This window comes from Mycobacterium sp. SA01, assembly GCF_041287105.1.
Classification (GTDB): domain Bacteria; phylum Actinomycetota; class Actinomycetes; order Mycobacteriales; family Mycobacteriaceae; genus Mycobacterium.
Window position 1 is genome coordinate 1 of sequence record NZ_JBGGNO010000003.1, and the last position, 19624, is coordinate 19624.

General features: G+C 67.6%; 25 protein-coding genes. 11 read left to right on the forward strand and 14 right to left on the reverse strand.

Going from position 1 to position 19624, the window contains the following annotated elements; all coding sequences use genetic code 11:
• Both AB4879_RS00025 and AB4879_RS00030 read right to left on the reverse strand, forming a co-directional pair.
• On the reverse strand, positions 1-201 hold a 201-nt coding region (locus tag AB4879_RS00025), incomplete at its 3' end, for a CDGSH iron-sulfur domain-containing protein (protein WP_370505903.1).
• Complete coding sequence (locus AB4879_RS00030; protein ID WP_370505920.1) at positions 198-893, reverse strand: HemK2/MTQ2 family protein methyltransferase; 696 nt, start codon at positions 891-893, stop codon at positions 198-200. The genes AB4879_RS00025 and AB4879_RS00030, both read right to left, overlap by 4 nt.
• A 126-nt stretch (positions 894-1019) precedes the next feature.
• Between AB4879_RS00030 and AB4879_RS00035 the strand changes: the two genes are divergently transcribed.
• A complete protein-coding gene (locus tag AB4879_RS00035) occupies positions 1020-1718 on the forward strand; it encodes a phosphodiesterase (protein WP_370505904.1) in 699 nt (232 codons plus the stop codon).
• Here AB4879_RS00035 and AB4879_RS00040 read toward each other — a convergent pair.
• Positions 1715-1888, reverse strand: a complete 174-nt coding sequence (locus AB4879_RS00040; RefSeq protein WP_199190036.1) for a hypothetical protein — start codon at positions 1886-1888, stop codon at positions 1715-1717. The two genes, AB4879_RS00035 and AB4879_RS00040, sit on opposite strands and share 4 nt — an antisense overlap.
• Positions 1889-1975: 87 nt before the next feature.
• Between AB4879_RS00040 and AB4879_RS00045 the strand changes: the two genes are divergently transcribed.
• The gene (locus AB4879_RS00045) at positions 1976-2560 is read left to right on the forward strand and encodes a hemerythrin domain-containing protein (RefSeq protein ID WP_370505905.1); all 585 of its coding nucleotides are present in this window, start codon (positions 1976-1978) and stop codon (positions 2558-2560) included.
• Between the two features lie 64 nt (positions 2561-2624).
• Here AB4879_RS00045 and AB4879_RS00050 read toward each other — a convergent pair whose 3' ends face one another.
• From AB4879_RS00050 to AB4879_RS00060, 3 genes are all read right to left on the reverse strand, one after another.
• Positions 2625-3515: a manganese catalase family protein gene (locus tag AB4879_RS00050; RefSeq protein WP_370505906.1), complete on the reverse strand. Its 891-nt coding sequence runs from the start codon at positions 3513-3515 to the stop codon at positions 2625-2627.
• 86 nt (positions 3516-3601) lie between these two features.
• Positions 3602-4588: an LLM class F420-dependent oxidoreductase gene (locus AB4879_RS00055; RefSeq protein ID WP_370505907.1), complete on the reverse strand. Its 987-nt coding sequence runs from the start codon at positions 4586-4588 to the stop codon at positions 3602-3604.
• 36 nt (positions 4589-4624) lie between these two features.
• Complete coding sequence (locus AB4879_RS00060) at positions 4625-5089, reverse strand: GatB/YqeY domain-containing protein (protein ID WP_102809495.1); 465 nt, start codon at positions 5087-5089, stop codon at positions 4625-4627.
• A 339-nt stretch (positions 5090-5428) separates the two neighbouring features.
• Here AB4879_RS00060 and AB4879_RS00065 point away from each other — a divergent pair, with 339 nt between their 5' ends.
• The 5 genes from AB4879_RS00065 to AB4879_RS00085 are packed head-to-tail and all read left to right on the forward strand — an operon-like array spanning position 5429 to position 10488.
• Positions 5429-6400, forward strand: coding sequence for a hypothetical protein (locus tag AB4879_RS00065; protein WP_370505908.1), 972 nt, complete (start codon positions 5429-5431; stop codon positions 6398-6400).
• 14 nt (positions 6401-6414) lie between these two features.
• Complete coding sequence (locus tag AB4879_RS00070) at positions 6415-7068, forward strand: DUF4129 domain-containing protein (RefSeq protein WP_102809516.1); 654 nt, start codon at positions 6415-6417, stop codon at positions 7066-7068.
• On the forward strand, positions 7065-8186 hold the full coding sequence (locus AB4879_RS00075; protein WP_370505909.1) for a DUF4350 domain-containing protein: 1122 nt from the start codon (positions 7065-7067) through the stop codon (positions 8184-8186). The genes AB4879_RS00070 and AB4879_RS00075 overlap by 4 nt, the downstream gene beginning before the upstream one ends.
• Positions 8183-9166: a MoxR family ATPase gene (locus AB4879_RS00080; RefSeq protein ID WP_115317595.1), complete on the forward strand. Its 984-nt coding sequence runs from the start codon at positions 8183-8185 to the stop codon at positions 9164-9166. Before AB4879_RS00075 ends, AB4879_RS00080 begins: the two co-directional genes overlap by 4 nt.
• Positions 9166-10488, forward strand: coding sequence for a DUF58 domain-containing protein (locus AB4879_RS00085; protein ID WP_370505910.1), 1323 nt, complete (start codon positions 9166-9168; stop codon positions 10486-10488). The genes AB4879_RS00080 and AB4879_RS00085 overlap by 1 nt, the downstream gene beginning before the upstream one ends.
• 1 nt (position 10489) lies before the next feature.
• Here the strand turns inward: AB4879_RS00085 and AB4879_RS00090 are convergent, their stop codons facing one another.
• Positions 10490-11482 carry a stage II sporulation protein M gene (locus tag AB4879_RS00090; protein WP_370505911.1) on the reverse strand — a complete coding sequence of 331 codons (993 nt, stop codon included), beginning with the start codon at positions 11480-11482 and terminating at the stop codon, positions 10490-10492.
• Positions 11483-11510: 28 nt separating this feature from the next.
• Between AB4879_RS00090 and AB4879_RS00095 the strand changes: the two genes are divergently transcribed.
• Positions 11511-12371: an RDD family protein gene (locus tag AB4879_RS00095; protein WP_370505912.1), complete on the forward strand. Its 861-nt coding sequence runs from the start codon at positions 11511-11513 to the stop codon at positions 12369-12371.
• On the opposite strand, the gene AB4879_RS00100 is transcribed toward AB4879_RS00095, so the two are convergent.
• The gene (locus AB4879_RS00100; protein WP_370505913.1) at positions 12368-12829 is read right to left on the reverse strand and encodes a DUF1772 domain-containing protein; all 462 of its coding nucleotides are present in this window, start codon (positions 12827-12829) and stop codon (positions 12368-12370) included. The two genes, AB4879_RS00095 and AB4879_RS00100, sit on opposite strands and share 4 nt — an antisense overlap.
• Positions 12830-12912: 83 nt before the next feature.
• Between AB4879_RS00100 and AB4879_RS00105 the strand changes: the two genes are divergently transcribed.
• Positions 12913-13845, forward strand: coding sequence for an AraC family transcriptional regulator (locus AB4879_RS00105; protein ID WP_370505914.1), 933 nt, complete (start codon positions 12913-12915; stop codon positions 13843-13845).
• Here AB4879_RS00105 and AB4879_RS00110 read toward each other — a convergent pair.
• From AB4879_RS00110 to AB4879_RS00135, 6 genes are read right to left on the reverse strand one after another with little or no spacing between them, the layout of a single operon-like run.
• The gene (locus tag AB4879_RS00110) at positions 13832-14173 is read right to left on the reverse strand and encodes a hypothetical protein (RefSeq protein ID WP_233209491.1); all 342 of its coding nucleotides are present in this window, start codon (positions 14171-14173) and stop codon (positions 13832-13834) included. The two genes, AB4879_RS00105 and AB4879_RS00110, sit on opposite strands and share 14 nt — an antisense overlap.
• A gap of 44 nt (positions 14174-14217) precedes the next feature.
• Positions 14218-15390 (reverse strand): cation:proton antiporter, encoded by a 1173-nt coding sequence (locus AB4879_RS00115; protein WP_370505915.1) that lies wholly within the window; start codon positions 15388-15390, stop codon positions 14218-14220.
• The gene (locus AB4879_RS00120) at positions 15372-15497 is read right to left on the reverse strand and encodes a hypothetical protein (protein ID WP_370505916.1); all 126 of its coding nucleotides are present in this window, start codon (positions 15495-15497) and stop codon (positions 15372-15374) included. Before AB4879_RS00120 ends, AB4879_RS00115 begins: the two co-directional genes overlap by 19 nt.
• 25 nt (positions 15498-15522) lie before the next feature.
• Positions 15523-16023, reverse strand: a complete 501-nt coding sequence (locus tag AB4879_RS00125; RefSeq protein WP_370505917.1) for a nuclear transport factor 2 family protein — start codon at positions 16021-16023, stop codon at positions 15523-15525.
• Complete coding sequence (locus AB4879_RS00130; protein ID WP_370505918.1) at positions 16016-16765, reverse strand: SDR family oxidoreductase; 750 nt, start codon at positions 16763-16765, stop codon at positions 16016-16018. Before AB4879_RS00130 ends, AB4879_RS00125 begins: the two co-directional genes overlap by 8 nt.
• A 48-nt stretch (positions 16766-16813) precedes the next feature.
• Complete coding sequence (locus AB4879_RS00135; protein WP_370505919.1) at positions 16814-18160, reverse strand: carotenoid oxygenase family protein; 1347 nt, start codon at positions 18158-18160, stop codon at positions 16814-16816.
• Between the two features lie 89 nt (positions 18161-18249).
• Between AB4879_RS00135 and AB4879_RS00140 the strand changes: the two genes are divergently transcribed.
• Together AB4879_RS00140 and AB4879_RS00145 are read left to right on the forward strand one after the other, a co-directional pair.
• Complete coding sequence (locus AB4879_RS00140; RefSeq protein ID WP_102809508.1) at positions 18250-18774, forward strand: PadR family transcriptional regulator; 525 nt, start codon at positions 18250-18252, stop codon at positions 18772-18774.
• Positions 18775-18857: 83 nt separating this feature from the next.
• Positions 18858-19589 carry a PadR family transcriptional regulator gene (locus AB4879_RS00145; protein WP_102809509.1) on the forward strand — a complete coding sequence of 244 codons (732 nt, stop codon included), beginning with the start codon at positions 18858-18860 and terminating at the stop codon, positions 19587-19589.
• Positions 19590-19624 lie beyond the last annotated feature (35 nt).

The window sequence follows — 19624 nt, forward strand, 5'->3', positions numbered from 1 at the left end:
GGCGTCGCGGGTACGCCGGCGACGACGATGACTGGTATCGCACAGCGGATAAGTCTTGCTGCGCTTGCACATACAGATCGCGACCATGAAGCGGTCGCACTCGACGACGGAGCTGTCGGGCAGCTCGATCCGCACCGGACCCTGCACCATCATGGGGCCGCCGCTGACTATCCGGACCACCCGTGGTTCGTCGTCGCTCACCGCTTGTCCGCGCGGATCACCACGATTTCCTCCTCCCGCCTGCCGGCAGGGAGCATACCGATCTTCTCCATCCACGACGCCCGGGCGCTGAGCACGGGGCCGAACGGAATGACCTGTCGGAGAAGGACGTCCGCGTCCAGTCCGGCGCCGCGCAGGCGGCTCAGCGACTGCTCGGTGTCCGAGAACTCCGACTGCACGATCAGCATCGTTCCGTTGTCGCTGAGCAGCTCGGCAGCCGAATCGCACAGTGGATTCAGCACCTGGCGGCCGTCGACGCCGGCATTCCAGGCCGTCGACGGGCCCACTTCGGCAGGGATCTGCTCGAGGTGTGCGTCGGGACTCGTTGGCACATAAGGCGGATTGGAGACCACCAGATCAAAGGGACCGGCCGCGACGGCGTCGCCCCAGGTTCCCAGCTGCGCGTCAACACCAACGCCTGCGTCGTCTGCGTTGTCGGCCGCACATCGAACTGCCTTGGGGCAGATGTCGAATGCGGTGACACTGCGAGCTCCCAATTGTGCGGCCGTGATCGCGATCACGCCGCTTCCCGTGCAGAGATCGACGACACGGCGGCCGGTAACGGCGCCGGTGAGGGTCATGGCTTCGATGAGCAATTGTGAATCGTGTTGCGGTGCATACACACCAGGAACAGCAGCAACCGAACTTTGAAGGTCGGGGTAGAGAATGGTCAACATTGGCCTTTCGACAGTCGATCGCGCCCGTGTTTTCTCACCGCGCTGCGAGATACATGCCCCATTACGGGGGCGTTAAACCCGCTGGTTGGTTTGCCCACCCCACCGACCGGGAAGGTGTTCGGTGTGAAAGCTTCCGATCTTGCTGCCCTACCCATCGCCGCGGGCGCGGCCCTCCGGCACCGCCGGTTCTTCCATCCGAGCGGAGTGTTGGCCAACGGCACGATCGAGCGGTTGTCGCCTCCCAGCGAAGGCCTGCCGGTCGAATCCGGCGACATCGTCGGCCGCGTCTCCAAAGCGGTGGGCACCCCTGGTGCTCTTCCAGACGCCGCGGGCCTGGCCTGGCGGGTGCCCCCTGCCCCGTTCGCGGCCACCCCGTGGGACGTCTTGCTGGTGTCGGCGGGCTTTGGGTCGAGCGCCTTCGTGCCCAACCGGGTCGCGTTGCGCGCGGTGACCTCGTGGTCCGAGGCGATGTACTCGAGCCTGCTGCCGCTGCGATACGAGGATGAACTGTGGTGGATCCGGGCTCGTCTGGCCACACCCGTGGACGGCCCCGGCTTGTCGCTACAGACGGTGCACCAACGCATCGACGACGGCGGTCTCGAATTCGACATCGAGCAGGCATCCGGTAGCGGCGAATTCGAGCCGATGGCGACGCTGCGGCTCACCGAGGTTGTGCCGCTCGCCGACCACGCCGAGCACGATGTTTCCTTCGACCCGGTCCGGCACAGCGCACCGGATGTGCAGGTATGGCCGGAGTGGTTGCGAAACGTCCGGGCCAAGGCGTACCGCAGCAGCCGTGAAGGACGCGACGCCGAGTCCTAGTCCGGCGGCTCTTGGTCGGGTAACGCGGCGACATCGGGGGCCACTTCTCGGGTGGCCATCCCGCCCTGGCCACCCTTGTCCGCGGGGCCGGGCCTGCCGCCGCGCGGCTCGTCCTGGTGATCGTCGGTGTAGTCGGCGTGGTCTTCCTCATCGGAGGTGGGGTCGGTCATGACCACCGGGATTACCCCGCGCCTTTCGTTTCAACCCATTGGTGGGGGGTATCACGCCACCACAAGTTCGATTACGAGGGGAAATACATGGATGCGTTGAGTTTTCTGCGTGCCGACCACGAGAGCGTGCTGGGCATGTTCGAGGTGCTCGACGGCGCGCCGATCGGGAATGGTGCCGCCCAAAGCGGCCTCGGAACGATGGTGACGAACCTTGTGATCGCCGAGTCTCAACACGAGGCGATCGAAGAGCAGTGGTTCTGGCCTCTGGTACGTAAAGCTGTTGCCAACGGCGACGAATTGGCCGACACAGCGATCGCTCAGGAGCAAGCGGGCAAGAAGCTATTGCAGCGGCTCGAAGACGGAAATCCGGGCGAAGCCGACTATCACGATGCGTTGGCGGAGTTCATCAAAGCGGGCCGCGAACACATCGCGTTCGAACAAGACCAGGTGTGGCCGCTGCTGCGCTCAGCTGTCGGTCAAGCCGAGCTCGAAGAACTCGGCCAGAGACTTGTGGTAGCAAAGAAAGTCGCGCCGACTCGTCCCCACCCCGACACTCCGCCAAGCGCGCTCGTCCAAAAGACGATCGGTACGGCCGCGGCGATCGTCGACCATGCCCGGGACGCACTGAGCGGTCGTGCCGGCGAGAACCCACCTGACCCGCAGGGCCGCTGACAGAGGGCTACGTACGACAAGGCCGGTGCCGGAAATACTTTCCGGCACCGGCCTTTTAGCTCCGTCAGCTGGTTGGGCTGTGCTGCTCGTGGGTGAACGGCTTCGCGCTGTCCACCTTCGGCGTACCTTGAGGATTGCGTTCCGACCCCTTGTTCTGCCATGCCGAACTGCCGACCCAGTCCGTGGGGTTCTCGATGTACTTCCACTCCATGCCGTCGGGCCACGGACCCTGGCCTTCGTTCCACGGCCCGCGCACCGAGCCTTCACCGTCGGACATGTTGAGTGCCACGTTCTGGAACCGCTCGTCGCCGGGCAACTGACCGGGCGGAAAGTTGACCGGAAGGTCGTTGAGCGCAGAGGTGAATTGTTGGAAGTGCGTGACTTCGCGAGTCATGAGGAAGCTCAGGGTGTCCTGAACGCCAGGGTCGGTCGTGAATTGCTTGAGATATTCGTACACGACCTTGGCCCGCGACTCCGCCGCGATGTTGCTGCGCAGGTCGACGGTCGGATCGCCGTTGGAGTTCACATACGCACCGGTCCACGGTGCGCCCGCTGAATTACCAACATCCGGTCCGGCTCCGGTCAGGGCGAAATGCAAGGGATTCACCGCCACCGAGTGGATGATTTGGTCGCGGCCGTCCCCGCTGGCGACCGCAGGCATCCAATCGCAAATTTCGTTGGCCTGCTTGAGGTCGTCGTTGAGACCGTCGAGCAACATCGTGATCATCGACCCGACCATCTCGAGATGGCTGAGTTCCTCGGTCGCGATGTCCATGAACAGGTCGTACATCCGGGGGTTCTTGCGCCGGAGGACGAACGCCTGGGTGAAATATTGCATTGCTGCTGCCAGTTCGCCGTTGGCTCCACCGAACTGCTCCTGCAACAGCTTCGCGAACCTCGGGTCGGGCTGAGTGACCCGGACGTCGAACTGAAGATCTTTGTTGTGGATGAACATCCGTACCCCTCCTACTTGTTTGGGTCAGGCTCGGTTACCCCATCGAATCCGGCCCAAACAGGCAGCAACACAAGGGATTTACGAAATCAGTTAGCCGATTTGCGAAGCTTGTCCAACAACGGTTCGGCTGCCTTCGCCAGGAATTCGTCCTGCCCCTCGTCACCGATCTGCACGAGTGCGATGTCGGTGAATCCGGCTTCCCAGTAGGCCCTCACCGATTCGACGATTGCGTCCAGGTCGGGTCCGCACGGAATGCTGTCGGCGACGTCCTCCGGCCTGACGAACTGAGTGGCGCCTGCGAAGCCGGCCGGGGTGGGCAGGTCTGCGTTGACGTCCCAGCCGCCGCCGAACCAGCGGAACTGGTCGTGTGCCCGCTGGATCGCGGCGTCACGGTCAGGGTCCCAGCACACCGGGATCTGCCCGATGACCCGGCCGCCGCCGGCCAGGCCGGTGGCATGGCGCGCGCCGTGCCAGGCGTCGACGAGTTTGTCGTCGGGTTCCACGGCGATCAGGTGGTCGCTCAGGGTCGCGAAGGCCTCCACGGAACGCTCGCCCGACATCGCGACGCCGATGGAGACCGGCTCGTCGGGGACATCCCATATCCGTGCCGAATCGACTTCGAAGTAGTCGCCCTTGTGGTCGACGAGTTCGCCGCTCAACAGCTCGCGAATGACAACGATCGCCTCTTTGAGCATGTCCTGGCGCCGCTGGATCGTCGGCCATCCCTTGCCGACGACGTGTTCGTTGAGGTTTTCGCCTGACCCCAGACCCAGGGTGAATCGGCCGTCGGCGAGGATCTGCAGGGTGGCGGCCTGCTGCGCGACGACCGCGGGGTGGTAGCGCATCGTCGGGCACGTCACGTAGGTGTAGAGCGCCACCCGCTCGGTCGCGTGTGCGACCGCGCCCAGCGTCGTCCAGGCATTGGGGGCATGCCCTTGGGACGTGAGCCACGGTGAGAAGTGGTCACTGGACACTTCGAAGTCGAAGCCTGCTTGCTCAGCCGAAACAGCGTAGCGCACAAGGTCTTTGGGCCCGCTTTGCTCGGTCATCAGGGTGTATCCGAAGCGCGTCATGCGCGACGAGTACCCCGACGCCGGCGAGCGAAACGACTACAGGCGCGCTTTGACCGCCGCGGACAGCCGCGAACCGTCGGCCTTACCCGCGGCGATCGCGTTGGCCGCCTTCATCACCAAGCCCATCTGCTTGGTCGACGGTCGCTCACCGATCTCCTCGGCCACCTGCGCGATCGCGGTGTCGGCCACATCGGCGACCTCGGCGTCGGTCAGCGGCGTCGGCAGGTACTCGTCGATGATCCGGGCCTCGGCGTGTTCCTCGGCGGCCAGCTCGCCTCGTCCGTTCTGGGTGTAGATCTCGGCGGACTCGCTGCGCTTCTTGGACTCCCTCGCCAGGACCTTCAGCACCTCCTCGTCGGACAGATCCCGGGCTTGCTTGCCGGAGACCTCCTCGGTCTGGATCGCCGCAAGCAGCAACCGCAGCGTCGCGGTACGCAACTTGTCCTGGTTCTTCATCGCTTCTGTGAGGTCCGATCTCAGCCGGTCCTTGAGCTCCGCCATGGCGCAAACGCTACGCGCCCGGGATTGCGAGGACGTTGAGAAATACTTCGCCGCTCGACAGGATGGACTGATGAGCTACGACGTCGGGAAGGTTCGCCGGTGACGGTACCCCCAGGACCGCCGCCGGGATGGCCTGGTCAACCGCCCTTCCCGCCGTCCGGATATCCCCCGCCGGCTTACCCGCCGCCGGGCTACGGCCCGCCAGGGTTCCCGCCGCCCGGCTACGGGCCGCCGGGCTATCCACCACCGGGATATCCGCCACCGGGCTACCCACCCCCGGGCTATGGCCCCCCGGGCCCCCCAGGGTTCCCGCCGCCCGGCTACGGTACGCAACTACCCATGGCGCCCAAACCGGGCATCATTCCGCTGCGGCCGCTGTCACTCAGCGACATCTTCAACGGCGCAGTCGGCTACATCCGGGCCAACCCGAAGGCCACGCTCGGCCTGACAACGGTCGTCGTGGTGATCACTCAGGCGCTCGCGCTGGTCCTGCAGCTGGGTCCGCTGCTCTCGATGGGCAAGGTGGGCGCCCAGCGCGGCGAGGAGCTGTCTACGCCGGCGATGCTGGGCTCCGTGGCGTCCAGTGCGACCAGCGGGCTGACCACCGCGCTCGCCGGAATTCTGCTGTCGGGCATGCTCACCGTCGTCGTGGGCCGAGCGGTCTTCGGCACCAAGATCACTGTCGGCCAGGCGTGGCAGCGCCTCCGCGGCAGGCTGTGGGCACTGATCGGCTTCAGCGCCCTCGAAGTCCTCGCTGTCCTGCTGTTGGTCGGCGTGGTCGTGGCGGTCATCGCCGGTGTTGCGGTGGCCGGTAACGGCACCGCTGCGGTGATCGTCGGCATTCCGCTGGTGCTCGGTTTGATCGCTGCGCTGGTCTACCTGTACACCGCGCTGTCGTTCGCGCCGGCCGCCGTCGTACTCGAGCGCAAGCCGATCATGGCATCCGTCCGGCGCTCGTTTGGCTTGGTACGCAACCACTTCTGGCGCATATTCGGTATTCGGTTGCTCGCGTCGGTGGTGGCCGGTGTCATCGCCGGAGCGGTCGCGGTTCCGTTCAGCATCGCCGGGCAGGTGTTCCTTCTCGGCGCGGACTCCTCGGGACCGATCGTCCTCGCCACCACATTGACCGCCATCGGGGGTGCGATCGCGCAGATCATCGTCGCGCCGTTCACCGCAGGTGTCACGGTGCTGCTGTACACCGACACGCGCATTCGCGCGGAGGCCTTCGATCTGGTGCTGCAGACCGGTGCCACCGCGGCGCCGGCGGAACCCGCGGCTGCCGACGATTTATGGCTCACGCCGCCGCGCTGACGCTCCGGATCACCATGCCTGTCATCGACATCGACCGGGAGACCGCGCACGACGCGGCCCAGCGTGAGCTGGCCAAACCGATCTACCCGACGGAATCGTTGACCGACAGGCTCAACGAGTGGTTCCAGGAACTGCTGTACCGGGTGATCGCAAAGGGGTCTTCCATTCCGGGCGGGTGGTTGACCATCGCGGTGCTGGCGATCGTGGTGCTGGTGGCGTTCATTCTCGCGGTGCGGATCGCCAAGCAGACAATGCGCACCAACCGCGGTGGCGACGCGGGACTGTTCGGCGCGCGCGAACTCAGCTCGGCCGAACACCGCGAAACTGCTGAGACGTATGCGGCGCAAGGTAACTGGGCTGCGGCCATCCGTCACCGGCTTCGCGCGGTGGCCCGCCACCTGGAGGAGACCGGTCTGCTCAACGCTGTCCCGGGCCGTACCGCCAACGAACTCGCCGCGGATGCCGGCGAGCTGCTGCCCGCTTTCGGCGGTGACTTACGCCGGGCGGCAACGGTGTTCAACGATGTCACCTACGGGGAACAGCCCGGAACCGAACCGGACTACCGGATGGTGGCCGCCCTCGACGACGCCCTGCACCGGCATGCCGACCCGACCGGTTCCGACGGCGGAGCTCCAGTCGTCGCCGACACCTGGGCTCCGCTGCGGTGAGCACCACCCTCGGCCAGCGGTGGCGCACCGGACGCTGGATTGCCTTGGCGCTGATCGTGATCTCGGCGATCGCGGCGGTCAGCGCGCTCCTCACCGCACCGCGACCGGGCGGCCGGATGGATCCGGACTCGACCAGCCCGGACGGCGCACACGCCCTGGTCGCCCTGCTGCGCGACCGCGGTGTCGACGTCGTCGTCGCCGAGAGCGTCGCGGATGTCGAGAAAGCCGCCCGCCCGGACTCCCTGCTGCTTGCGGCCGAGACGTACAACACCCGCGGCCAGGATCTGCTGACCCGGCTCGCGGACGTCCCCGGCGACCGACTGGTGCTGGAACCCACCTCGCGAGCGCGGCAGGCATTGGCCGCCGACGTCCGGCTCGGCGGTGCCAGCATGCTGACCTCCGAGCCCGATTGCGATCTGCGCGAGGCGAACCGCGCCGGAACCGTGCAATTGGGCGCCACCGACACCTACGAAAAGGCCGGCGACGTCGACGTGACCCGCTGTTACGGCGGCGCAGTGGTGCGCTATCAGGACGGCGGCCGCACCGTCACCGTCGTCGGCAGCGCGGACTTCATGACCAACGGCGGCCTGCTCAGCGAGGGCAACGCCGCGCTGGCGATGAATCTGGCCGGTGACCGACCCCGGCTCATCTGGTACGCCCCGCAGAAGCCGGAAGGTGAAGGGACAGCAGGATCGTCGCTGACGGATCTGATGCCCGACGCGGTCAACTGGCTGGTCTGGCAGCTGTGCCTGGTGGTGGTGCTGCTGGCCGTCTGGCAGGGCCGCCGGTTGGGGCCGCTGGTCGCCGAGAAACTGCCGGTGGTGGTGCGGGCCTCCGAGACGGTCGAGGGTCGCGCCCGGCTCTATCGGTCGCGCCGAGCCCGCGGACAGGCCGCCGAGGCCCTGCGTACCGCAACGCTGCAGCGACTGGCGCCGCGACTCGGCCTGGGCCCCAATGCCTCTCCCGCGGCGGTGACATCCGCGGTTGCGCAGCGCTACGCCGGGGACCCGAACACCCTGCAGCACCTGCTGTTCGGGCCGCCCCCGTCGACCGATACCGATTTGCTCCACCTAGCCCATGCACTCGACGACATCGAAAGGCAGGTCACGACGTCGTGACGAATTTTGCCCAGCCTCCCGCACCCATCGCCGAGCATGACGCGGCGCGCAGCGCCCTGCTCGCCCTGCGCGGTGAGATCGCCAAAGCCGTTGTCGGGCAGGACGCCGTGGTGAGCGGGCTGGTGATCGCCCTGTTGTGCCGCGGACACGTTCTCCTGGAGGGCGTTCCGGGGGTGGCGAAGACACTGCTGGTGCGGGCGATGTCGGCCGCGCTGCAACTGGACTTCAAGCGCGTGCAGTTCACGCCGGACCTGATGCCGGGCGACGTCACCGGGTCGCTGGTCTATGACGCCAAGACCGCGGCGTTCGTGTTCCACGAAGGGCCGGTGTTCACCAACCTCATGCTGGCTGACGAGATCAACCGGACCCCGCCGAAAACGCAAGCGGCGCTGCTGGAGGCCATGGAGGAGCGTCAGGTCAGCGTCGACGGTGAGCCGCGTCCACTGCCGGACCCGTTCATCGTGGCCGCCACCCAGAACCCGATCGAGTACGAGGGCACCTATCAGCTGCCCGAGGCGCAGCTCGACCGGTTCCTGCTGAAGCTGAACGTCCCGCTGCCGCCGCGCGATCAGGAGATCGCGATCCTGTCCCGGCATGCGAACGGATTCGATCCCCGCGACCTGAGCGCCATCCGCCCGGTGGCCGGCACCGCCGAACTTGCCGCGGGCCGCGAAGCGGTGAAGCGGGTGCTGATCGCCGACGAGGTGTTGGCCTACATCGTCGACATCGTCGGCGCCACCCGGAATTCCCCGTCGCTGCAGCTGGGTGTGTCACCGCGCGGAGCGACCGCACTGTTGGGCACGGCCCGGTCCTGGGCGTGGTTATCCGGCCGCGGTTACGTGACCCCGGACGACGTCAAGGCCATGGCCCGGCCGACGCTGCGCCATCGCATCGCGCTGCGCCCCGAGGCCGAACTCGAAGGCGCCACCCCCGACGGCGTGCTGGACGGCATCCTGGCCGCGGTGCCGGTGCCGCGCTAGTGATCCTCACCGGACGCGCCGGCCTGATCGCGCTGCTGGGCGCCCTCCCGATCACGCTGTCGCCCTGGCCGGCAACGACATTCGTCGTCGCGCTGCTGGTGCTGCTGCTCATCGTGGCCCTCGACCTAACGCTGGCCGGAAGTCCGCAGGCTCTGCGCCTGACCCGCGAGCCGGACACCTCCGCGCGGTTGGGGCAGTCGGTGGATGCTGTGGTTCACATTCACAACACCGGGCGTCGCCGGTTCCGCGGTGCGGTGCGGGATGCCTGGCCGCCCAGCGCGTGTGCCGAACCTCGCGCGCATGACCTGTTCCTGCGCGCATCCGAAACCGGCACTGTCACAACTGTTTTACGCCCCGTCCGCCGTGGCGATCTCCGGTCGGAGGTGGTCACCGTCCGCTCGATCGGTCCCTTGGGTGTCGCCGGGCGGCAGCGGTCCCATCCGGTCGCGGGGCAGATGCGGATTCTGCCGCCGTTCCTGTCGCGCAAGCATCTGCCGTCGCGGCTGGCCCGGCTGCGGGAGATCGACGGGCTGCTGCCGGTGCTGATCCGCGGCCAGGGAACCGAATTCGATTCACTCCGCGAATATGTCGTCGGCGATGACGTCCGCTCGATCGACTGGCGCGCCACCGCGCGCCGAGCCGACGTGGTAGTGCGCACCTGGCGCCCCGAACGTGACCGGCGTGTGGTGATCGTGCTCGACACCGGTCGCACGTCGGCGGGTCGTGTCGGTGTCGATCCCACCGCCCGGGACCCCGGCGGCTGGCCTCGGCTGGACTGGTCGATGGACGCCGCGCTGCTGCTGGGTGCGCTGGCATCGCGCGCCGGCGACCATGTCGACTTCCTGGCCCACGACCGGCTCACCCGCGCAGCGGTTTTCGGCGCCTCCCGCTCCGAGCTGCTGGCTCACCTGGTGGAGGCGATGGCGCCGCTGGAGCCGGCGCTGATCGAATCGGATGCGACCGCGATGGTGGCCGCCGTCCAGCGCCGGGTGCGCCGTCGGGCGTTGGTGGTGCTGCTGACCGACCTGAACTCCTCTGCGCTCGACGAGGGGCTGCTGCCGGTGCTCCCGCGACTGTCGGCAAAACATCAGGTGATCGTTGCCGCGGTGTCGGATCCGCGGGTCGACGAGCTGGCTGCCGGCCGCGCCGACGCCGCCCAGGTCTACGACGCGGCGGCCGCCGAACGGGCCCGCAATGACCGGCGCAGCATCGCAAGCCGGCTGCGGCACAGCGGTGTCGAGGTGGTCGACGCGTCGCCCGAGGATCTCGCGCCGGCCCTGGCCGACCGCTACCTGTCGATGAAAGCCACCGGCCGCCTGTAGGTCAGCCGGTCGGCACCACGTCGGGGGCGTTCTCGACGTCGCCGGTTTCTCCGGCGCGGCTGGCTTTGCGGCCGAAGTAGACGACATACGCCAGGAATCCGGCCTCGGCGGCCACCCCGATGCCGATGCGGATGAACGTCGGCAGCGGCGACGGCGTCACCAGCGCCTCGATCAGACCCGACACCAGCAGCACCCCGGCGAGCCCGACCGCCGCCGCGACCACGGCGCGGCCCTGCTCGGCGAGCGCCTGGCCGCGTGGCCGGTCACCCGGCGAGATGACCGTCCATCCCAGCCGCATGCCGACCGCTCCGGCCAGGAACACCGCCGTCAGTTCGAGCAGCCCGTGCGGTATGAGCAGCCCGAACAACACATCGGCCTTGCCCGCGTGGATCATCAAGCCGCCCATCACACCGAGATTGGCCGCGTTCTGGAAGATCACCCACGGGATCGGGATGCCCAGCAGGATCGCGAACCCGATGCACTGCGCGGCAACCCAGGAGTTGTTCACCCACACTCGCAACGCGAACGAGCCGGCCGGATTCTCGCTGTAGTACGAGGCGAAGTCGTGGTTGATCAGATGTTCGATCTCCTGCGGCGTGCTGAGCGCCGACTGCACCTCCGGACTGCCACCGACCCAGATCCCGATGACCGTCGCCACCGCGAAGAACGCGACGGCAGTCGCCAGCCACCAGCGCCAGGCGCGGTAGGCCACCACCGGGAACGACACCGTCCAGAACCGGGCGAACTCGTGCCACATCGGGGCGTGCGCACCGGTGACGGCCGCGCGGGCCCGCGCCACCAGGCTGGAGAGCCGCCCCACCAGAACCGAGTCCGACGAGGCCGAACGCACCATCGACAGATGCGTCGAGACCCGCTGGTAGAGCTCGACGAGTTCGTCCACTTCCGGCCCGGACAGGCGACGGCGCCGCTTGACCAGCTGCTCGAGCCGAGTCCAGGTGTCCTGGTGGGCCAGCACGAATGCGTCGACGTCCACCCGGCCGACACTAGTACCGTTGACCGTTATGGTGCCCGAGACGGTGGTGACCGGGGACGCCGTCGTCCTCGACGTCCAGATCGCCCAATTGCCGGTGCGGGCCGTCAGCGCACTCATCGACATCGCGATCATCCTGGTCGGCTACATCATCGGTGTGCTGCTGTGGGCCACCACGATCACCCAGCTCGACGAGGCGCTGTCCGCCGCGATTCTGATCATCTTCACGGTGCTGGTGATGGTCGGCTATCCGGTCGTCTTCGAGACCGCCACGCGGGGAAGGACACTCGGCAAGATCGCGATGGGCCTTCGAGTGGTGTCCGACGACGGCGGCCCGGAACGCTTTCGCCAGGCCCTGTTTCGGGCATTGGCGGGTTTCGTGGAGATCTGGATGTTCATGGGCGGACCCGCGGTGATCTGCAGCCTGGTTTCACCGCGAGGCAAACGCATCGGTGACGTCTTCGCCGGCACCGTCGTGATCAGTGAACGCGGCCCGAAGATGCCGCCCCCGCCTGCGATGCCGCCGTCGCTGGCGTGGTGGGCCGCCTCGTTGGAACTGTCCGCGCTGGGCCCTGAGCAGGCTGAGCTGGCCCGCCAATTCCTCGCTCGCGCACCCGAATTGGATCCCTACGTGCGGGACGACATGGCGTTCCGCATCGCGGTCGACGTGGTCGGCCGCATCTCGCCGCCGCCGCCACCGGGCACGCCGCCGCACTACGTGTTGGCCGCTGTGCTCGCCGAGCGGCACCGCCGCGAGCTGGCCCGGCTCCGACCGCCGGAACCTGTCCCGCAGTATCCACCCGGGCCGCCGCCGTCGTATCCGCTCGCCCCGCCGCCGGGGCCCGTGCCGTCGGCGCCCCCGCCGCCCGACGGTTTCGTACCGCCCAGCTAGCGCAGGCGCACACCGGTCAGTATCAGCGCCGAACCCGCCAGTGCCGCGACGGTCCGCACGTGGTTCCACGCCGTCCAGGTCCGGTAGTAGTCCTGCCATGTCAACGACGCGGCCAGCCGGTCGTTCAGCGGCACGTTCACCACGATGGTCACGATGAACGGCACCAACGCCAGCACGGCCCCGGCGACCAGCCAGCCGCTGCCCGGAAGCCGCCACTGCATCAACGCGGCGACGCCCACGAGGACGGCAACCAACGCCGACCCCACAAAGAGGGTCAAGAACGGGGCATTCGTCCCGGCCTCGGCGTTGATACCGCGCATCGCGGTGGCGGCGTCGTCGGGACCGGTCTGGTCCAGGCCGCGCATCACGAACGTGGAGAAGGCATAAAACACACCGCCAACTGCGGCAGCGGCGATCGCGGCGACGGTGGCGAGCACGACGACGGGAGAATTCGGCATGGTGCCAGCAGACCAGGTGACGGTCAGACTGAGAATGGTTCAGAATGCTTGATCCATACGCATAAGTCTCTAGCCTGGGCGATGTGGATGCGTTGGTGGGCCTGCTGGATGGGGTGCGCGCTCACGGCGCGTTCGTTCTGCGGATGGTGCTCGACCCGCCGTGGTCCATGCGACTCCAGGATGAGGCCCCGCTGACGGTCATCTGCCTGACCGACGGGGGCGCGGTGCTCTCCCCCGACGGCGGCGAGGCGATCGGCCTGCATTCCGGTGACGTCGCCTTGACCCGCGGCACCAAGCACTACGTGCTCGCCGACGACATCACCACACCCGCCCAGATCGTCATCCACCCGGGTCAGCGATGCACGACGCTGACCGGTGCGGACCTGACGTTCACGATGGCGCTGGGGCTCCGCACATGGGGTAACAGCGCAGCCGGCGCCACCCGCGCCGTCGTCGGGGCGTACGAAGGCCACAGCGCGGTGAGCGCCCGACTACTCGGCGCGCTGCCGGACGTCGCCGTGTTGCGGGCGGCCGACTGGGTCAGTCCGCTGCCGCAGGCATTGGCCGCCGAGGCCGTCCGCGGCGGCCCCGGTCAGGAAGCCTTCCTCGACCGCCTGCTCGATCTACTCCTGCTCGACTTCCTGCGAACCTGGTTCAACCGACCGGGCAACGCCCCGCCGTGGTGGGCCGCCGAGGCCGATACGCTCGTCGGTCCGGCGATCCGACTCATGTACAACGACCCGGCTCATCCATGGACGGTTGCGAATCTTGCTGCCGCGGTGGGGAGTTCACGCGCGTCATTCGCCAAGCGATTCACCGCGCTGGCCGGAGAATCCCCCATCGCGTTCCTGACCGGATGGCGGCTGGCCCTGGCCGCAGATCTGTTGAGCTCCTCCGAGCTCACCGTCGGTGCCGTCGCACGCCACGTCGGCTACGGCACACCGTTCGCGCTCAGCACCGCGTTCAAACGGGCCCATGGTGTGAGCCCCACGGCCTTCCGGGCTAGGAGAACGTAGCGAACAGGATGGCGATGTCGACGATCAGCAGCACCCACGCGGCGACGGGAACCACCCAGCCGCGTGGATGTTTCGCCGTGAAGATGGTGATGACGACAGCCAGGACCGCGATCACCGGCGCGCCGTAGGTGAGCAGGCCGTAGACGAAGCCGCTCGGCTTCGGGCAATTGGGATTGCTGCACGCAGCGGTCCCCATCACCGCGCCCATGGCGAACAATTGAACAACCCCCGCGCCCACCAGGGTGGACAGCGCCAACAGCCAGTTGGTCCAGAGCCGCGCGCGCGGCGCCTTCTCGGGGTTGGTTTCGGTGGCGTTCGAAGCGGTCATGGACGTCGGCTACCCCAACCGGACAACCGGCACACGTCGTGGCGCTACGCAGCCGGCGTCGGTGGCAGTTCCCGGTGCCGTCGAGCCGCGATCACGCTGGCTATCGAGGTGACGCCGATGGTCAGCAGCGCGCCGAGCATCAACGCGGAGGGTTCGCCCGCGGCCAGCAGACCGCTCTGGGTGCCGAGTGTGGCCGCGGCGACCGGCACTCCGAGTTGAGCGGCGGCCAGCGCGGCCAGCGCCAGAGGCTGCCCGGTCAGCCGTCCGACGCAGTGCGCCAACACCGCGCCGATGCCCAGGCCAACCCCGAGCAGGATGTAGGCCGGATGGTCGCCGAGTTCACGTACCTGCAGCGAGGCGCCGAGCCAGACGAAGAACAGCGGACTGAACAGACCTTCGGTGATGCCGAACAGCTGGCGGGCCAGCCGCCTCGGTTCGCCCGCCGCCTTGACCGCCAGGCCCAGGGCGAAGCCGGCCAACATGATCGACACGTGGGTGGTGATCGCGAGGGTGGCAAGCGCGAAGAGCACGAGCAAACTGATGCGCAACTCGAGGGCGAAGTTGTTGCGCTCGGAGAAGTGATGTAGCCGCCTGCGCCAACCTCTCCGGTCGGACACCCAGAGTCCGAGGAACACCAGGCCGGCACAGAATGCGATGAGCAGCGCGCCAGAGGCCGCGGCGAGCGCACGGTCCGGGTCGATCACCAACGGCAGCAACACGATCGACGTCGCGTCTGCGATCGCGATCTGTGTGGTGACCGCCTGCACCGCGGCCCCGCCGAGGCCGAGTTGCTGGATGACCGGCAGCGCCAGTGCCGCCGACGACGACGCCATCAACACCGCGTACACCCCGGTGTGGCCGGTGTGGAACACCGCGGCCAATCCGACTGCCACACCGGTCGCAACGGCACCGACCAGCACCGCCCGCACCATCGCCATGGGGATCGAGGATCGCAGGGTCACGTCGCGGATCGGCACATGCGTGCCCACCACGAACATCACCAACGCGAATCCGATGTCGGCCAGCAGGCTGAACGTCTTGTCACCGGGGTCGACGAGGCCGAAACCCGTTCTGCCGATGAGTAATCCCACCGCCAACTCGCCGATGACGACCGGGATCCGCAGCCGCGGAACCGACGCCAGAAGCGGGCCTGCCAAGCCGACGACCGCGACCAGCGCCAGGGTGGCGAAGCCGAAGCTCACGCCGAGTGCACCCACGACGCCAGCCGGCACGGGATCGCGGTGTTCTCGTCGGTGAGAGTGCTCACATAGTCTGCCGCGTCATAGTCGTGCTCTTCCGGGCCGTCCAGCCATTTCACCACCATGGTGTGCTGAGGGTACTCGCAACCCCTACAGGCCAAAGCGTTTCATCAGGACAGACAGCGGATCGTCAGTGTCGCGGGTACCGCGAGGTCCGGGCTGTTCCGGGGCGACGAACACATCCGGACGGGTCCACTCCCGCACCGCCCAGCGCTCAGCGATCGCCCACCGACCGTCACGGCGCTCCATGAGGTCGACGTAGCGTGCGCCGGTGGTGAAATTCGCGCGCTGACCCGAGTCCGGCGGGCCCCAATGCGTTGCCATCACGTAGGTCTCGCTGATGGCGGTGTCGTGATCGACGAAGTCGATGTGGTGGTTGCCGATGAAATGCATTGTTCCGGCCAGGTATTCGAGGCCCTTGCGCACCCACGAGACGTATTCGTCGACGGTTCCGTCGAAACCGGTGTGGTGGTCGATGCCGTCGTCGTGGTAGGCCTGCCGCACCAGCTCGACGTCGAGCCGATCGATGCCACGGCAATACCGGGTGACCACATCTCGGATCGCCTGGACGTCGGCCATCCGGTCAGACACCGTAGCCGCCGTCCACGTCCAGCTTCTGGCCGGTGATGAACCGGGCTCGCGGCGAGGCCAGGAAGCACACCGCCTCCGCGATGTCGGTGGCATCGCCGAAGCGGCCCAGCGGGGTGTTGCGCCGGGCGGCGTCGAGCGCCTTCTCGTCGAGGTCACCGTTGGCGATCAGTCGCTGCGCGTTGCCGTCGACGAGCATCCCCGGTCCGACACAGTTGGCACGCACCCCGAATCTGCCCTCCTCGGCGGCAATCCCGCGAATCAGCGCTTCGATGGCGGCCTTCGGCGCGACCGAGAGCCCGTCGCGGACCGCGAAGCGCCGGGTGGCGGCGGTGGTGACGGCCACGAGACTGCCCTGCGACGCGCGCAGGTGTGGCAGTGCTGCGGTGACGACGTTGAAGAAGCCTGCGGTGTCGGTGTTCAGCTGTCGATCGAACTGGTCGGGATCGACGGTGCTGAGGTGCCGCATCGGCACATGCGCGCCTGCGGCGTGGACGACGGTGTGTACGCCGCCCTCGCCGGCGAACGAGTCGACGACGCTGCGTACCGCCGCGGCGTCGGTGATGTCGAGCTGCTCGGCGGTCACGCCATCCCCCGCGATCTCCGCCGCCTTGCCTGCGTTGCCGAGGTAGGTGAAGACCACCCGCGACCCACGCGCGACGAGCATCTGGACGATCTCGGCGCCGATCCCGCCGGTGCCGCCGACGACGATGGCCGTGCCCGGCAGCGCGCTGAAGTCGCCCATGAGCTCATATCGTCGCAGGGTCGACGCCGGGCAGGTGACGGAGTACCGCTACGCGGGAATCCAGTTGCCGTGGAAGCCGTATGGCACCCGGCGCGGCAGCTGGATTCGGGCCACCGGCTTACCCGCGAAGTCCGACGCATCCAGGATCACCAGATCGCTTCCGTCCCGTGCGCCGTCGTAGACGTAGGCGATGTACCAGCCGTTGCTTTCGTCGGCCGGTCCCGACGTCGACGGGACGAAGACCGCCTCCCCCGGCCCACCCGGCACCAGTCCGGTGCTGAAACGGTGCTCGACGGCGCTGCCGTCGGTCAGGTCGTGACGCACCAGGCTCGCGTCGCCGACGGAGACCGAGTAGCGGGCGGGCAGGCCGGCCAGCCGGTCGTCGATCCGCGGGAATTCCACCGCGCGGTCGTCGAGCTGGCGCTCGCTGACCGTGCCGTTCTGCAGGTCGATCGTCCAGCTCCACATCACCGCATTGGCGTCGAACCCGCCATTGTCCCGCCACAGTTCGGCGTAGCGAACCGCCTGCAGCACAATCGATTTCCCGTCAGCGGACTCGTGCGCATTGGCGACGTGGAAGACGTAACAGGGGTCGATCTCGAACCAGCGAACCTCACCGAACGGATCATCGCGCCGCAGCACACCGAGTCGGGCGCCGTAGTCGTCGTCCCATCGGTAGGGCATGTCACCTTCGCCGCGCATCGCGATGTCGAGGTTGAACACGATCGGCAGGTCCATGAAGATCACGTGCTCGGCGGTCATCGCGAAGTCGTGCATCATGGTGTGCGCCTTGACGTCCAGTGGACGGTTGACGGTCAGCTCGCCGTTGGCGTCGGCGCGGTGATACGTGACGTACGGCTCGAAGATGCTGCCGTATCCGAAGAAATGCAGTTCCCCGGTGGTCGGGCAGATCTTCGGGTGTGCGGTCATCGAGTTCTGCAGCTTGCCGTCGAAGTCGTAGCAGCCCACCGTGTCCAGTTCGTTGGTGATCTCGTACGGGAACGAGGACTCCACCAGCGCGAGCGTCTTGCCGGCGTGGTTGACGACGTGGGTGTTGGCGACCGCGGCCCGCAGGTCACGCGTCCCGTCCTCGCGGTAGAGCGGGAACGGGTCGACGAAGCTGTCGGTGCGCACCCACCGATTGCGGTACCACTTGGCCGCGCCGTCTTCGATGCGGACGCCGTGGATCATCCCGTCGCCGGTGAACCAATGGCTGTTGGCCTCCCGCGGGTTCGGCCCGTTGCGCAGATACCAGCCGTCGAGCTCGGTCGGAATCGAGCCCTCGACGGGCAGGGCGTATTCGGTGAGTTCGTCCGGCACCGGCGCGTAGTTACCACGCTGGAAGAACTGCCCCTCGGCGGGCAAGTTGGTTGAGTCGGTCGTGGTGTCCGTCATGCCGCTAACTGTGACAGTCCACTGATGACCTGTCAATAGTGGTACGTGAGATATTCCAGAACTGACATGTCGAGCTTTACGATGGTCGCGTGAGTCTTCGGTACGCGGCACTGGGCCTCCTCGCCCAGGAGCCCGGCAGCGGGTACGACCTGCTCAAACGCTTCGATGTGTCGATGGCCAACGTGTGGCCGGCGACCCAGAGCCAGCTCTACGGCGAGCTCAACAAACTCGCCGATGCCGGCCTGATCGAGGTCACCGACGTCGGCCCGCGCGGACGCAAGGAGTACCGCGTCACCGATGCCGGACGTCAGGATCTTCTGCGCTGGATGACCAACCCCCAGGATGACCCGCCCTACCGCAGCGCCGAGTTGCTGCGGGTGTTCCTGCTCAGCGAGATGACTCCCGAGCAGGCCCGGGCCTACATGGTCTCGGTCGCCGAGCATGCCGAAGCCGAGCTCACCCGCTACGAACAGGTGCGCGACTGCATGGAGTGGGGCGACACCGACGTCGGGTTCTACGGACGCGCGGCCTTGGAATTCGGACTGCGAGTAGAGGCCATGGAGGCCGACTGGGCGCGCTGGGTGGTCGAGGAGATCGACCGGCGATCCAACTAACCGTTGCATCGCGATAGTTTCCGATATATCGTCAACGTATCGGAAACGCATTCGGCGTTTCCAGACCAGAAACGAGAATCTCTATGAACACCCCATTTCCCCAGTTCGGAGGCCCGGATATGGGCCGGCCCGGCTTTGGTCCCGGCTTCGGTCCGGGTTTCGGTTTCGCCCCCGCCGGCCGTGGCCGCCGGCACGGCCGCCGCGAATTCCGCGATCAACTGCGTGAGCAGTTCCGCGAGCACGGCGGTCACCACGACGGTCCGCCGTTCGGCCCGCGCGGCGGCTTTGGTCCCGGCTTTGGTCCCGGCTTCGGCCCGGGCGGCTTCGGTCCCGGTGGCGGCGGACGCGGCGGTCGCCGCGGACATGGCCGCGGCCGAGGTCGTCGCGGTGACGTGCGGGCCGCCATCCTCAAACTGCTCGCCGAGCGGCCGATGCACGGCTACGAGATGATCCAGGAGATCGCCGAGCGCACCCAGGATCTGTGGAAGCCCAGCCCCGGCTCGGTCTATCCGACCCTGCAGCTGCTGGTCGACGAAGGTCTGCTGGTGGCAAGCGAATCCGAAGGCAGCAAGAAGCTCTTCGAGCTGACCGACGACGGTCGCGCCGCCGCCGACAAGATCGAGACCGCCCCCTGGGACGAGATCACCGAAGGTGCCGACCCCGGCCAGGTCAACATCCGTGCCGCCGTGGGCCAGTTGTTCGGCGCCGTGCGACAGGCGGCTTTCGCTGCCAACCCGGAGCAGCAGCAGCGCATCATCGACATCGTCAACACTGCGCGTCGCGAGATCTACCAGATCCTCGGCGAATCCGAGTAACCAGAAACTTGGGCGGGGGGGGGGGGGGGGGGGGG

Excerpts from the sequence above, each read along its gene's own strand:
- AB4879_RS00040 (WP_199190036.1), bottom strand. The coding sequence starts at position 1,888 with ATGACCGACCCCACCTCCGATGAGGAAGACCACGCCGACTACACCGAC.
- AB4879_RS00060 (WP_102809495.1), bottom strand. The coding sequence starts at position 5,089 with ATGGCGGAGCTCAAGGACCGGCTGAGATCGGACCTCACAGAAGCGATG.
- AB4879_RS00070 (WP_102809516.1), top strand. The coding sequence starts at position 6,415 with ATGCCTGTCATCGACATCGACCGGGAGACCGCGCACGACGCGGCCCAG.
- AB4879_RS00045 (WP_370505905.1), top strand. The coding sequence starts at position 1,976 with ATGGATGCGTTGAGTTTTCTGCGTGCCGACCACGAGAGCGTGCTGGGC.
- AB4879_RS00130 (WP_370505918.1), bottom strand. The coding sequence starts at position 16,765 with ATGGGCGACTTCAGCGCGCTGCCGGGCACGGCCATCGTCGTCGGCGGC.
- AB4879_RS00050 (WP_370505906.1), bottom strand. The coding sequence starts at position 3,515 with ATGTTCATCCACAACAAAGATCTTCAGTTCGACGTCCGGGTCACTCAG.
- AB4879_RS00095 (WP_370505912.1), top strand. The coding sequence starts at position 11,511 with ATGGTGCCCGAGACGGTGGTGACCGGGGACGCCGTCGTCCTCGACGTC.
- AB4879_RS00110 (WP_233209491.1), bottom strand. The coding sequence starts at position 14,173 with ATGACCGCTTCGAACGCCACCGAAACCAACCCCGAGAAGGCGCCGCGC.
- AB4879_RS00145 (WP_102809509.1), top strand. The coding sequence starts at position 18,858 with ATGAACACCCCATTTCCCCAGTTCGGAGGCCCGGATATGGGCCGGCCC.
- AB4879_RS00100 (WP_370505913.1), bottom strand. The coding sequence starts at position 12,829 with ATGCCGAATTCTCCCGTCGTCGTGCTCGCCACCGTCGCCGCGATCGCC.
- AB4879_RS00135 (WP_370505919.1), bottom strand. The coding sequence starts at position 18,160 with ATGACGGACACCACGACCGACTCAACCAACTTGCCCGCCGAGGGGCAG.
- AB4879_RS00120 (WP_370505916.1), bottom strand. The coding sequence starts at position 15,497 with ATGGTGGTGAAATGGCTGGACGGCCCGGAAGAGCACGACTATGACGCG.
- AB4879_RS00055 (WP_370505907.1), bottom strand. The coding sequence starts at position 4,588 with ATGACGCGCTTCGGATACACCCTGATGACCGAGCAAAGCGGGCCCAAA.
- AB4879_RS00065 (WP_370505908.1), top strand. The coding sequence starts at position 5,429 with ATGGCGCCCAAACCGGGCATCATTCCGCTGCGGCCGCTGTCACTCAGC.